Genomic DNA, 13,183 nt, shown 5'->3' with positions numbered 1-13,183 from the left:
ACGTAAAAAACGGGTTGAGGGTGCTATATTGACCGTGTATCTGAATTCTTCGGGGATGGTCACGATGAAAAAAACAACGAAAGAGGCTAATAAAGAACAAGCGCTTTTGCTTGAGCAAGTTAACCAGATTGCTCAAGGACTGGGGGAAACGTTTGCGCCTTTTTGCGAGGTCGTTGTGCACGATTTGCTGCATCCGGATCATGCAATCCTTGCGATCTACAACAATTTGTCGGGGCGTGACGTCGGGTCGCCCGCGACGGAGTTGGGCATGGCCCGCGTCACCGATTCAGAGTTTCCCCAGATCGTCTCTAACTATGCCAATCAATTGCCGGACGGTCGGCAGATCAAGAGTACGTCGATCGGCATCAAGGATTCGCGTGGGCGTTATATCGCAGCCCTGTGTCTGAATGTCGATTTGTCGCTCTTCCGCGGATTGCAGAATGTGCTCGAACAGTTCGGCATGATTGGCGCCTTGCTCAATATCAGCGAGTCTATCCGGCCAGGAACAAGCGCAGCCGGGCAAGTGCGTATCGATCCCATCCGGATACAGCCGGTGGGGGGCGGGTCGGAAACGATCTGCGCGAGAATCGATCAGTTTGCCGCCTTGCATGCGACTACCCCGCGCGCACTCAAGTCGGCACAGCGGCGGGCGTTGGTCCGCGAACTGAAGAGTGCGGGCTTCCTCAATATCCGGAAGTCGATGGAAACGGTTGCGCAGTACCTGGGGGTTTCCAGGGCGACCGTGTACAACGACGCAAGATAAGCCGCGTCCTGTTTCAGTCGAAGTAGCTGCGCGCCGCTTCGAAGCGTGCAGCGAAGTATCCGGCACTCAAGCGGTCGATGCGCACCCGTCCGGTGCTTGAGGGCGCGTGAACAAATCGGTCATCGCCGATATAGACGCCGACGTGCGAGAACGGGGCGTTGCGGGTGTTGAAAAAGACGAGATCGCCGGGCTGCAGGCGGCTCTTTTCTATGGGCAGACCCTTGCGCGCGATTTCAGCGGCGTTGCCGGTCACTTTCAGCCCCGTCGCCTGGTTGAAAATATAGGACACCATGCCGCTGCAGTCGAGACCCGCTTCGGGGTTCTTGCCACCGAAGCGGTAGCCCGTATCGATCAGACCGAGCGCGAACATCACGACCTCGTTGCTCTTCGTGCTCGGTCGCCGTTCTGGTGCCGTCGGCCGGCTGGCCGGGCGCTCGACAACGGGAGGGACGCTGCCGCACGCGGCGACGATCAATGTTGCCAGTAGAATCCAGTGACGTCGGTTCTGCATGGCACCAGTATAAGCGAACCGCGATCCGCGTGAGTGTCTTGTTCCGGCAACGATCTCAGATTCCGTTGGCCTTGAACCACGCCAGTAACCGCTTCCAGCCATCCTCCGCAGCTTCCTTGCGGTAGCTTGGGCGATAGTCGGCATGGAAGGCATGAGGCGCGTCGTCATATATGACAATTGCAGATTCCTTGCTGGCGGTGGTTCCGCTGGCGAGTACGCCGCGCATGGCTGCGACGGTATCGAGCGGAATGCCTTGATCCTGTCCGCCATAAAGTCCGAGTACCGGACCGTGAAGGGCGGCGCCGACGTCGATCGGGTGTCGCGGGGTCAAGGCGTTCTTGTCTCCGACGATGCGTCCGTACCAGGCAACGCCCGCACGGACTTGAGGATTGTGCGCGGAATAAAGCCAGGTAATGCGCCCTCCCCAGCAGAAGCCGGTGATGCCGAGGCGTGTTTCGTCGCCGCCATTGCCCTTGGCCCAGGCTGTGCAGGCATCCAGATCGCTCATGACCTGGGCGTCCGGGATCTTGCTGACGACTTGGTTCATGAGTTCCTGAATGTTGGTGTATTGGCGCGGATCGCCCTGTCGCGCATAAAGTTCGGGTGCGATCGCCAGGTAGCCTTGTTTGGCCAGGCGACGGCAGACATCCTTGATGTGCTCATGAACGCCGAATATTTCCTGAATCACCAGAATGGTCGGAAATTTCTTGCCGGCGTTGGGCCGGGCAAAATAGGCCGGCAAGGCGCCATCGGCCACAGGAATCTTGATCTCGCTGCAGGTCAATCCATCGGTATCGGTAGTGATAAGCGTTTGCGCCATGATGGGCTGAACCGAGAGCGCGAACCCCGCGCCGAGCGCCGAAACGATGAAGCTGCGCCGGGTAAAGGAGATGGATGGGGCAAGGCTGTCGAATTCCGGGCTGGGGCCGTTGGGGTCGCTCATGAAAATTCTCCTGAAAAAGTGAGGAATAGTTCCTCGGCGGAGGTTGACACGAGAAACCAGAATCAATTCCCTACGCCGTTCAGGGAGTACCGGTTCGGGTCTGCATCACGCCTCATCTCTCCAACCGACTGGATGGTCTGCAACGAACGGTCTCTTGCAGCCCCGCGAGAGATGTCTGAAAACTATAGCTTTCCGAGGTGGTCATGAAACTCTCTACCCGTCTTGGCCTTGTCGTCGGGCTAGCCGCCCTGGGGACTGTCATCCTCGTCCTCGTGGCGCTGCAAGTCTTGCGCATGACGATGCTCGAGGATCGTCGCGCGCAAATCATGCAGACACTCAATCTCGCCGGCAAGCAGGTGGATTATTTCGTCGCGATGGAAAAAAAGGGGACCCTGTCGCGGGAGGAGGCGCAAGCGCGTGCCAAGGAGGCGGCATTAGCGCTGCGAGACGGCAATGACTATGTATTCATTCGTGATTTTGTCGGGACGCTTCTGGTTCATCCAGATCCGAAAAGAGTCGGAAAAGTCGATGTGGGCGCCAAAGTTCCGGATGGGCGCACAACTTTGCAGGTGTATTTGGACGGACTCAAGAACGCAGACCCGGCTTTGGTCGAAATCATGACAGCGAAAGCAGGAACGACCGAACCGGTGCCGAAACTCAACGGGGTGACAAAAATTCCGTCATGGGAATGGATGATTGGCTACGGCCTCTTTATCGATGATATTGATGCGGCGTATCGCAAAAATGCGATCTACCTCGGTCTGATCGGGTTTGCGGTCTTCGTCGTGGTTGTCGTGTCGGCATTGCTGATGGCAAAACGGATCTATGGCGCGCTGGGCGGCGAGCCCGAATATGCGGCAGAGATGGCGCGGGCGATTGCCGCTGGGGACTTGTCGCAACGGATCGAATACAGCCGGTCGGCGGGAAGTCTGATGGAATCCATAGAGTTGATGCAGAAGAGTCTCCACGACATCATTCTGGCGATCAAGCAGAATGCTGATCGGGTCGGAAATGCGTCAGACAGCCTGACGCTTCAGATGGGCCAGATCAATGCGGCTTCGCTCCAATCGCTCGATGCGATCACGGCAACGGCAATCGCGATCGAGGAGATTGCAGTCAGCGTGAACCATATCTCGCAGAGTGCAAAGGAAACGGAAACCAACGCCGTCAATGCGAACCAGTTGGCGCTGGACGGCGAGTCGCTTGTCAACAGTGCCAGTCAGGAATTTCAGCGTGCAGCGAAGCAGGTTGAAGATGCGTCGGGAATGATCGGCAGCTTGGTCGAGCGCTCCTATGAGATTGGCGGAATCGCACGAGTCATCAAGGAAATCGCGGACCAGACGAATCTGCTGGCGCTCAATGCAGCGATTGAGGCGGCGCGAGCCGGAGAACAGGGGAGAGGGTTCGCTGTCGTTGCCGACGAGGTCCGCAAGTTGGCAGAGCGAACCAGTCTGGCGACGGATCAGATTACCGGCATGATCGAAGGGATCCACAAAGACACCGCGAATGTTGTCGATGGCATGCGGGCCGTAGGTCCCCAGGTGTTGCTGGGCGTCGAAATTGTGGGCAAGACCGGGTCGGCGCTTCGCAAGATCAGTGATGCGACTCAGGTAGCCAAAGGCAACGTCAGCGAAGTTGCCGCCGCAACCAGCGAGCAGAGTCAGGCGAGCGCGACGGTTGCGCGCAATGTCGAGCAGATATCGAGCATGATCGAAGCATCAGCGAAGTCTGTCGAGCAAGCCAACAGCAATGTCAGGATGCTGGAGCAATTGGCCAATGAATTGAGAAATTCGGCGGCACGCTTTCAGGTGTGAGTGCGGACAGGCGCTGTCGTTTCTTCAGCGCCGCCGAAAACACAAAGAGCTGCGAGCAGAATGCTGGCAGCTCTTTGTGCGTCTTCGAGACCGGTGTTGTCAGACCTTGCGATAAACCTCAGCGCCGGCTTTCACGAATTCCATCGCTTTCGTTTCCATTCCCTTCTCCAGTGCGACTTGCTCGTCGAACCCTTGTTGTGCCGCGAAATCGCGGACGTCCTGCGTGATCTTCATCGAGCAGAAGTGTGGGCCGCACATCGAGCAGAAGTGCGCGACCTTGGCCGATTCCTTCGGCAAGGTCTCGTCGTGGAAGCTTCTCGCCCGGTCGGGATCGAGACCGATGTTGAACTGATCATCCCAACGAAATTCGAAGCGTGCCTTGCTCATCGCATTGTCGCGGATTTGCGCGCCGGGATGGCCCTTGGCAAGATCGGCAGCGTGGGCGGCGAGCTTGTAGGTGATGATGCCTTCCTTGACATCGTCCTTGTTTGGCAGGCCGAGGTGTTCCTTCGGTGTGACGTAACAGAGCATGGCGGTGCCGTACCAGCCGATCATCGCGGCGCCGATGCCGCTAGTGATGTGATCGTATCCCGGTGCAATGTCGGTCGTCAGCGGGCCAAGGGTGTAGAACGGCGCTTCCTTGCAGTACTCAAGCTGGAGGTCCATGTTTTCCTTGATCATGTGCATCGGCACATGGCCCGGTCCTTCGATGAAGACCTGGCAGTCGTTCTTCCAGGCGATGTCGGTAAGTTCTCCCAGCGTCTTGAGTTCGCTGATCTGTGCTTCGTCGTTGGCGTCGTAGATCGAGCCCGGTCGCAATCCGTCGCCAAGAGAAAAGCCGACGTCATAGGCTTTCATGATGTCGCACATTTCTTCGAAGTGGGTGTAAAGGAAACTTTCCTTGTGATGCGCCAGGCACCACTTGGCCATGATGGAGCCACCGCGCGAAACGATGCCGGTCATGCGGCTCGCTGTCATCGGCACGTAGCGCAACAGGACACCAGCATGAATGGTGAAATAGTCGACGCCTTGTTCGGCCTGTTCGATCAGCGTGTCACGGAAAATTTCCCAGGTGAGTTCTTCGGCTTTGCCGTTAACCTTTTCCAGTGCCTGGTAAATCGGCACAGTACCGATCGGCACAGGGGAGTTGCGGATGATCCATTCGCGCGTTTCATGGATGTTCTTGCCGGTCGACAGGTCCATGACCGTGTCGCCGCCCCAGCGGATCGACCAGGTCATTTTCTCGACTTCTTCCTGGATGCTTGAACCGAGCGCCGAGTTGCCGATATTGGCGTTGATCTTGGTCAGGAAGTTACGACCGATGATCATCGGTTCGGCTTCCGGGTGATTGATGTTGGCGGGGATGACGGCGCGACCGCGGGCGACTTCGCTGCGCACGAATTCCGGGGTGATTTCCTCCGGAATGCTGGCGCCGAAATGCTGACCGGCATGCTGTCGGGTCATCAGGGCCGCCAGTTTCTTGCCTTGCGGGCCGGCACTCTGGAGCGATTCGATATAGGCGCGGCGGTTGTTGTTTTCGCGGATGGCGATGAACTCCATCTCCGGCGTGATGATGCCTTGCCGTGCGTAGTACATCTGGGTGACGTTGCGGCCGGGCTTGGCGCGCAGCGGCGTTCTGTGCAAACCGGGGAAACGGAGTTCGTCGAGCGAAGTGTCGGCGGCACGCAGGCGACCGAATTCCGAGCTCAGGTCGTCGAGCCGTTCGGTATCGCCGCGTTCGGCGATCCAGCCGGCACGCAGCGCCGGCAGGCCTTGACGGATGTCGATTTTTTGTTGCGGATCGCCGTAGGGGCCGGAGCAGTCATAGACGAAGATCGGCGGATTTTTTTCGCCGCCGAAGGCTGTCGGGGTGTCGTCCTGAGAAATTTCGCGCATCGGCACGCGGATGTCCGGCCGGCTGCCCTCGACGTAGATTTTCCGTGAATTCGGCAGCGGTTGAATGGCCGCTTCGTCGACGTGAGCGGTGGCGGCAATGAATTTCTCGTTGGCGTTCATGATGCGAGCTTCCTGTGAAATAAACGGCGGTAGCCGTGGGCAACAAGGCTTCAGGCCGAGGGCCAGAGCGCATGAAAGTGGTGAACTGGGCCGTGGCCCATGGGCGATGAGGCGACATTGAGCTGCCCCGAGTGTGCGATGGCACGCGCCAGCCAGGCATGCGCGTCGCGTACCGCCGAGGGAACGTCGGGGCGCTGCGGCAGTAAGGCGGCAATGGCGGACGAATAGGTGCAACCGGTGCCATGCGTGTTTTTCGTGTCGATGCGGCGACCGGGCAGTTCGATCATTGTGTCGCCGTCAAAGAGCAGATCGACGAGTTCGCCACCCGGCAAGTGGCCGCCTTTGAGCAATACCCAGCGCTGGCCGGCATGCGGAAGGATGTCGCGCAGCTTTTCGGCAGCGCGGCGCATGTCGCGCACCGATTCCGGGGTGGTTTGTCGCAACAGCACGCCAGCTTCCGGAAGGTTGGGTGTGATCATGGTGGCGAGCGGGAACAGCGCTTCGCGCAGCATGGTGATGGCCGAGTCGGCCAGCAAGGCATCGCCGCTCTTGGCGATCATCACCGGGTCGAGGACGAGGTAAGGCGGTTTCCGATTTTCGAGGCCTTCAGCGACGGTGCGGACGACGCCGGCATTGCCGAGCATGCCGATCTTGACGCTGGCGATGGCCACATCGTCGAACAGCGTGTCGATCTGTTGCCGAATGAAAGCTTCCGGCGGCAGGTGGACGGCGGTGACGGCGCGGGTGTTTTGCGCGGTGAGCGCGGCGACGATGCCGCAGCCGTAAGCGCCGAGCGCGGAGAACGTCTTCAGGTCTGCCAGAAGTCCGGCGCCGCCGGATGGGTCGATGCCAGCGATCGAGACGACATTGGGTATGGCGCCTTGCGTCGAGGCGGCAGACGTCTCAACGAAAGAGGAGAATGGCGAGAATGTTGCGTTCATTACGTTTCCCTACGACGGCATTACCCGTACAGGTTCAAAGGGTATTATCTCAGCCCTGTCTGCTGTGACAGAGCACCCCAGGCGAGACCGACCAAGGTACTGGAATTGGCGTCCGATGGCAAGATTCGCCTTTTTTTGACGCAAGTCGGGGGCGTTCGGTTCCCTCCGATGTCGAATTACGCTAAAGAAATGGCGCGCGGGTCCGTGAATACGCAGATGGGGCGAAAAATCATTATTGCAGCGGCCTTGGCCGTCCTGCCTGCGCTGGCCGTGTCGCCGAGTGCGCAGGCGGCATGGCAGTTGGTGGCGACCGAGCAAGGCAAGCGGGTCGAAATCGAACGGGACAGCATCGCAACCGGCGAGGGCGGGGAGGTCCGGGTGCGCGGCCGGATCGTGCTCGACAAGTCGATCATCGATCCTAGGACTTCGTCTTTGTATCGCGTCATCGAGATTTCCAACCGTTTTGATTGTGGCGAGCGGACGTATGCGACGCTGAAACGTTCGTACATCAAGGAAAACGGTGAATTGGTGCGCCAGGAAGAAGTGCGCATGCCGGACAATATGCCGGTGCGCTCGGGGACGCCGGACGACCGTCTGTTCCGTGAGGCATGCCGTCCTGAGGCGTCTGCCGGTGTCCGGCCGGTGAGTCTGAGCCAGACCGTCGATCGGGTGAACGAAGCGGCGTCGGAGTTGCGCCAGGTCAATCAGATGATGATCGACAAGGAAGTCAAGAAGGACGCATCGCGCTCCCGCGACAAAGTCGGTCGCCTGACCGAGCGGCAAGGGGGGGCTTCTTCAAGGAGCGAGAAGAAAGGTGTTCCGGCGCCTACGGTTGCCTGGTCGTACGAGGGGGCAGGGGCGCCCGAGCGCTGGGCTGCGTTGCGGTCCGAGTATGCCGTCTGCACTTTTGGTCATCGCCAGTCGCCGATCGATATCCGTGATGGGATTGCCGTCGATCTTGAGCCGATCCAGTTTTCCTATCACCCGGTGAAATTCAAGGTCGTCGATGCCGGCAGGAATCTGCTCGTCATGAGTTACGGCGGAGTCTTCGGATTGCTCGGAAAGAGCTATGCATTGACGCAAGTGCTCTTCCACCGCCCCGGTGAGACGACCGTGGGCGGCCGTTCTTTCGATATGGAAGTCCAGTTGATGCATCGCGCCGCGGATGGGCAGCAGGCGATCGTTTCGATCCTGCTTGAGCGCGGGGCGGAGAATCCGGCAATCCAGTCAATTCTGAATAATCTGCCGCTGGAGCGCGGCGGCGAGGTGGCGCCGGTGTCGCAACTTCTCGATCTGGAGCGTCTATTGCCCGCCGATCGGCGCTATTACGCGTTCATGGGATCGCTGACCATGCCGCCGTGTACGGAGGACGTGCTGTGGCTGGTGCTCAAACAGACGCAGTCGGTTTCGTCGGAACAGCTCGCGATCTTTCAGCGCCTGTATCCGCCCAATGCACGTCCGGTACAGCCGGGTTCCGACCGCATCATCAAGGAATCGCGCTAGCCGGTCGCCTGTTCGCCGGAGCCTCCATTCGTTCCGGCTTGGGGTATTGTTCACCTGTTCCGATTCCGGGCGGTGTTCGATTCGACCCCTATGCCAAGACGTTTCCTCGATGTGCTGGTGGTGCTGGCCATGCTGGTGGTGGCGGGGGTCCTTGCTTACCACTACAGCCTCAAGGCGGGGATCCGCGAGCGTCAGGAGATTGCCGCTCATCGGTTGGAAGTATTCTCGGCGGCCTTGTTCTCGCCGATGGACAAATATGACTATCTGCCGGAAATCACGGCGGAGCATCCGTTAGTGGCGGCAGCACTCGAAAAAACGGACGATGCGACGCGGATACGCCGGCTCAATGTATATCTTGAAGGCCTTAGCCGTATCGCTCGCACCGAGGCCATCTATGTTCTCGATGAAAACGGCCTGACGATCGCGTCCAGCAACTGGCGCGATACGGTGACTTTTCTTGGCAACAATTACTATTTCCGGCCCTACTATCACGATGCGATTCTGCAAGGGAAAGGGCGCTTTTTCGGCGTCGGCACGGTCAGCCAGCTGCCGGGCTACTATCTTTCGCATCGCGTGAGGACATCCGGCGGCTTGCAAGGGGTCGTTGTCGTCAAGGTCGATCTTGGGGACCTCGATGCGCGTTGGGACGATGGACAGGACACGATGGTCGTCACCGACGAAAACGGGATCGCCTTCCTGAGTTCGCGCAAGGATTGGAAGTATCGGGCGCTGCGTGCGCTGGATCAGCACATGCTGGAAGAACTCGAGCGGACGCAGCAATATGGGGCGCGTCTCAAGCCTCCCGTGCTCCAGAGTATGGAACGCCAACTCGACCACGGCGATCGCATCGTGCGCGTGATAGAGACGGAGGCCGAAGGTGCGCCGAAGGAACACCGTTTCCTGGTGCGGCGAGCCGCCTTGCAGGGCGCAAAGTGGGAAGTCGGCATCTATACGTCACTGGAGGAAACCGAGTCTCGGGCACGCCTGGTTGCGCTGGCAGTGTGTGCCGGGGCGGTCATCCTGATTCTGATGGCGATGTATTGGCAGTTGATTCAGCGCCGGCGGGTGGAAAAGGAAGAGTCGCAACGGGCCTTGCAGAAGGCGCACCTGGAGCTTGAGACAAACAATCAGGAACTTGAAAGAACCGTTGTCGAACTGGCCCGCGCGATTGCCGAAGCGGACCGCGCCAATCGCGCCAAATCGGAATTTCTCGCCAACATGAGCCATGAAATCCGGACGCCGATGAATGCCATTCTCGGACTGACGCATCTCGCGCTCAAGACCGAACTGGATGCAAAGCAGCGCAACTATCTCGCCAATGTCGATTCCGCGGCGACCGGCTTGCTTGGCGTCTTGAACAACGTTCTCGATTTTTCGAAGATCGAGGCAGGCAAGTTGCAGATCGAACGCATCGCTTTCGATCTCAGCGAGGTCTTTCATAATGTCGCTTCGATTCAGGCGCTGAGCGCCGAGAGCAAAGGGCTAGAGCTGATTTTTCGCTTCGATCCGGATCTTCCGCTCAGCCTTGAGGGGGATCCGCTTCGCTTGGGCCAAGTGCTGATGAATCTGGTCGGCAATGCCATCAAATTTACGGAAAGTGGCGAGATCTGCATTTCAGTCGACAGTGTCGAGCGCGATACTTCCAATATTTGCCTGCGGTTCTGTGTCAGCGATACGGGAATCGGCATTTCACCTGAGCAGCGTCAGAGCCTTTTTCAGGCGTTCAGCCAGGCAGATCAGTCGACGACGCGTCGCTATGGCGGAACGGGCTTGGGACTGGCGATCTGCAAAATGCTGGCCGAAGCGATGGGAGGCCAGATCGGTGTTGAAAGTGCGTTGGGACAGGGGAGTCGCTTCGTTTTTACGGCGCGTTTCGGCTGCCCTGCCGACGCACATTCCTTGCGTCAGAACGGTTCTGATTTCGCCGGTCTCAAGGTCGTTGTGATCGACGATAACGCTTGTTCCCGCGATGCACTGGCGCTTCTGCTTCGTTCCTGGGGGATGCAGGTGGAGGCGTTTGCTTCAGCGGGTGAAGCCTTGGAATGGAGCACGGAAGCGGGATGTGCCGGCGAATTCGATCTGTTCCTGATTGATGCCGCGACGCCAGCATACGACTGCCTCGGTGTCATTCGCGAGTTGCGTTCGGTGTCGGCAGGCAATCCGCTGGCGAAAGTTGTCTTGCTCAAGCGTCGCAGTGACGACGATGCAGCGCTGAACGTTCCGGACGCCGGGGTTGATGCGGAAATGTTCAAGCCGATCGAACCGGTGCTCTTGCTGGAAACGCTGGCGACGGTCTTTGGCGGGCAGCCTGCGGATGGGGATGCTGGTCACGGTCGGGAGTCGGTCGCCATGCCGGAGTCAGCGGCTGTCGGCGCTTCGTTGGCTTGGCTTGATGTTCTGCTGGCGACCAACAATATTGCGGCCGAAGCCTGTCTTCAGGACTTGCGCCAGAGGTTTGTGACGAATGGAAAAACGTCTGAATTTGATGCGCTTGAGCGCGCGATCGATCGCCTGGATTATCCGGTGGCCCGGAAAATTTTGGCAACGTTGATCGTCTCGCCGGAGATGCATGTGGCAGGGACGGACGCTTGAAGGAGAGAGGGATGTCGAATAGCGCCAAGGCGACAGTTTTGCTGATCGACGATGAGTTGGTAAACATCAAGATCCTGTCGGATGTACTCAAGGATGACTATGTCGTAATCTTCGCTTCGGGCGGCGAGGAGGGGGTCCGTCGTGCGAGTGAATCCATGCCCGATATCATTCTGCTCGATATCATGATGCCGGACATGGATGGTTATGCGGTGTGTGCCCGCCTGCAGGAAAACCGGAAAACGTCGAGTATTCCAGTCGTTTATGTCACTGCGCTGGGGTCGACGGCGCAAGAGATCAAGGGGCTCAATCTTGGGGCGGTCGATTACATCACCAAGCCGATCAATGAGGAAATCGTCAAGGCCAGGATTCGCAATCATCTGAAATTTCGCCGGGTGGTCCAGGCGGCGTCGCGTGATGACGCCGTCGAGGAGGACAGCCGCCAGGAGAACATGACCGAGCGTCAGCGGGAGATTTTCCGCTGGGTGCGCGAAGGCAAGACGAACTGGGAGATCGCCAAGATCATCGGTTGTTCGGAGGAGAATGTGAAATACCACATGAAAAATATCCTCCGCATCATGGGGTCCTACAACCGGACGCAGGCAGTGGCCACCCATGTCAGGAAGCGAGCGCCAAAAGACTGAGGACAAAATGCAAAGCGCCCCGGATGTCCGGGGCGCTTTTTTGAACCGTATCCTTGTATGTCGATAAGTTATCAGTAGAGGACCTTGACCATCAACCAGCCGACGCAGCAGCCGACACCGACACCGATCAGGCCGGGGATGATGAAGCTGTGGTTGATGACGAACTTGCCGATGCGGGTTGTGCCGGACCGGTCGAAACCGATACAGGCCAGGTCGCTCGCATAGGTTGGCAGGATGAAGTAGCCATAGCACGCCGGCAAGAACGCGATCATGACCTTCGGATCGACGCCCAGACTGACGCCGAGCGGTGCGATTGCGGCGATCGCAGCGGCCTGGCTATTAACCAGCTTGGAGACGATGAACAACACGAGGGCATAAGTCCAGGGCTGTGCGGCGACGATGCCGGCGAGACCTTCCTTGAGCAGCGTGAAGTGGGCCTCGAACACGGTGTCAGCCATCCAGGCGACGCCGAAGATCGAAATGACCGCGACCATCCCAGCCTTGAAAACGGTGCCGTTCGGAATTTCCTGGGGCTTGACCTTGCAAAGGACGAGAATCAGGGCGCCAGCGCTCAGCATCATCACCTGAATCAGGAGATTCATCGACAGCGGCTTGAGCTTGCCGACGGGTCCGACCAACGGGCGCAGATCCTGGAAGGCACCCAGCAGCACGACGATGCCGATGGCCGCGAAGAAGATCCAGGTGGCCCAGTACGCTTCTTTCGGGAAGACCTTGTCGAGAAGCGTGGCCGATTCGCCGTAAATGTACTCGCGCTGTACCGGATCCTGCAGCTTGGCCTGGAACTCCGGGTCCTTGTCGAGATCGAGGCCGCGTCGCATGCTCCAGAGTGCGGCGACGATCATGCCGCAGAACGTCGCCGGCATTCCGACGGCGAGGAGTTCGATGATGCTGGGCGGATGATCGAGCCCTTTCGCCTTGGCCATGATGGCGACCATCGAGACGACAGCGACCGACACAGGTGAAGCGCAAATACCGATTTGCGAGGATATCGATGCGACGGCCATCGGGCGTTCCGGGCGGATGCCGGTCTTGATGGCAATGTCGTAGATGATCGGGAACATCGTATACACGACGTGCCCGGTGCCGCACATGACCGTCAGCGACCACGTGGTGATCGGGGCGAGCAATGTGATGTGCTTCGGGTGGCGGCGTAACAGTCGTTCGGCGAAGCGCATCATGACGTTCAGGCCGCCGGCGGTTTGCAGCGTCGAGGCGCATGCCAGCACGGCCATGATCGTGAGCAATACGTCGATCGGTGGTTTACCCGGCGCCAGATGGAAGACAAAGGCGAAGACCAGCAGGCCGAAACCGCTGATAAGCCCCAGGCCGTAACCGCCGTAACGGGCGCCCGCCAGCAAACAAAGCAGGATGATGCCAAACTCGAGAATGATGCTTGTTTCCATGGACCGATCCCAAATCGAAGTGTAGTTTTGTCGTT

At 58.8% G+C, this 13,183-nt stretch carries 10 protein-coding genes and 1 riboswitch; of the genes, 5 read left to right on the top strand and 5 right to left on the bottom strand.

The genetic code is table 11. From position 1 onward, the window contains the following. Positions 1–64: 64 nt before the first annotated feature. Positions 65–763 (top strand): helix-turn-helix transcriptional regulator, encoded by a 699-nt coding sequence (locus BLR25_RS01225; RefSeq protein WP_091933568.1) that lies wholly within the window; start codon positions 65–67, stop codon positions 761–763. 13 nt (positions 764–776) lie between these two features. On the opposite strand, the gene BLR25_RS01220 is transcribed toward BLR25_RS01225, so the two are convergent. Next, a complete protein-coding gene (locus tag BLR25_RS01220; RefSeq protein WP_091932227.1) occupies positions 777–1,274 on the bottom strand; it encodes a C40 family peptidase in 498 nt (165 codons plus the stop codon). 55 nt (positions 1,275–1,329) lie between these two features. Beyond that, positions 1,330–2,217, bottom strand: a complete 888-nt coding sequence (locus BLR25_RS01215; protein ID WP_091932224.1) for a dienelactone hydrolase family protein — start codon at positions 2,215–2,217, stop codon at positions 1,330–1,332. A 203-nt stretch (positions 2,218–2,420) separates the two neighbouring features. Between BLR25_RS01215 and BLR25_RS01210 the strand changes: the two genes are divergently transcribed. Next, on the top strand, positions 2,421–4,031 hold the full coding sequence (locus BLR25_RS01210) for a methyl-accepting chemotaxis protein (protein WP_091932220.1): 1,611 nt from the start codon (positions 2,421–2,423) through the stop codon (positions 4,029–4,031). A 99-nt stretch (positions 4,032–4,130) separates the two neighbouring features. Here BLR25_RS01210 and thiC read toward each other — a convergent pair whose 3' ends face one another. Then, positions 4,131–6,047, bottom strand: coding sequence for a phosphomethylpyrimidine synthase ThiC (gene thiC / locus BLR25_RS01205; protein ID WP_091932217.1), 1,917 nt, complete (start codon positions 6,045–6,047; stop codon positions 4,131–4,133). A 50-nt stretch (positions 6,048–6,097) separates the two neighbouring features. Further along, positions 6,098–6,988 (bottom strand): bifunctional hydroxymethylpyrimidine kinase/phosphomethylpyrimidine kinase, encoded by an 891-nt coding sequence (gene thiD, locus BLR25_RS01200; protein ID WP_091932213.1) that lies wholly within the window; start codon positions 6,986–6,988, stop codon positions 6,098–6,100. Beyond that, a riboswitch (TPP riboswitch) is annotated at positions 6,978–7,078 on the bottom strand. It overlaps the preceding gene by 11 nt. A gap of 126 nt (positions 7,079–7,204) precedes the next feature. Here thiD and BLR25_RS21595 point away from each other — a divergent pair. From BLR25_RS21595 to BLR25_RS01185, 3 genes are all read left to right on the top strand, one after another. Beyond that, complete coding sequence (locus tag BLR25_RS21595; protein WP_176785698.1) at positions 7,205–8,491, top strand: carbonic anhydrase; 1,287 nt, start codon at positions 7,205–7,207, stop codon at positions 8,489–8,491. Positions 8,492–8,581: 90 nt separating this feature from the next. Then, complete coding sequence (locus BLR25_RS01190) at positions 8,582–11,083, top strand: ATP-binding protein (RefSeq protein ID WP_091932206.1); 2,502 nt, start codon at positions 8,582–8,584, stop codon at positions 11,081–11,083. 11 nt (positions 11,084–11,094) lie between these two features. Beyond that, positions 11,095–11,724, top strand: a complete 630-nt coding sequence (locus BLR25_RS01185) for a response regulator transcription factor (protein WP_091932201.1) — start codon at positions 11,095–11,097, stop codon at positions 11,722–11,724. A gap of 71 nt (positions 11,725–11,795) precedes the next feature. On the opposite strand, the gene BLR25_RS01180 is transcribed toward BLR25_RS01185, so the two are convergent. Then, complete coding sequence (locus BLR25_RS01180) at positions 11,796–13,148, bottom strand: anaerobic C4-dicarboxylate transporter (RefSeq protein ID WP_091932196.1); 1,353 nt, start codon at positions 13,146–13,148, stop codon at positions 11,796–11,798. Positions 13,149–13,183 lie beyond the last annotated feature (35 nt).

This window comes from Propionivibrio dicarboxylicus (assembly GCF_900099695.1).
Taxonomy (GTDB): Bacteria; Pseudomonadota; Gammaproteobacteria; order Burkholderiales; family Rhodocyclaceae; genus Propionivibrio; species Propionivibrio dicarboxylicus.
This window is presented reverse-complemented; position numbering and strand designations above follow the sequence as displayed.

Coding starts and splice junctions, on each gene's coding strand:
- BLR25_RS01225 (WP_091933568.1), top strand. CDS start 65: ATGAAAAAAACAACGAAAGAGGCTAATAAAGAACAAGCGCTTTTGCTT.
- BLR25_RS01185 (WP_091932201.1), top strand. CDS start 11,095: ATGTCGAATAGCGCCAAGGCGACAGTTTTGCTGATCGACGATGAGTTG.
- BLR25_RS01215 (WP_091932224.1), bottom strand. CDS start 2,217: ATGAGCGACCCCAACGGCCCCAGCCCGGAATTCGACAGCCTTGCCCCA.
- BLR25_RS01180 (WP_091932196.1), bottom strand. CDS start 13,148: ATGGAAACAAGCATCATTCTCGAGTTTGGCATCATCCTGCTTTGTTTG.
- BLR25_RS01190 (WP_091932206.1), top strand. CDS start 8,582: ATGCCAAGACGTTTCCTCGATGTGCTGGTGGTGCTGGCCATGCTGGTG.
- thiC (WP_091932217.1), bottom strand. CDS start 6,047: ATGAACGCCAACGAGAAATTCATTGCCGCCACCGCTCACGTCGACGAA.
- thiD (WP_091932213.1), bottom strand. CDS start 6,988: ATGAACGCAACATTCTCGCCATTCTCCTCTTTCGTTGAGACGTCTGCC.
- BLR25_RS01210 (WP_091932220.1), top strand. CDS start 2,421: ATGAAACTCTCTACCCGTCTTGGCCTTGTCGTCGGGCTAGCCGCCCTG.
- BLR25_RS21595 (WP_176785698.1), top strand. CDS start 7,205: ATGGGGCGAAAAATCATTATTGCAGCGGCCTTGGCCGTCCTGCCTGCG.
- BLR25_RS01220 (WP_091932227.1), bottom strand. CDS start 1,274: ATGCAGAACCGACGTCACTGGATTCTACTGGCAACATTGATCGTCGCC.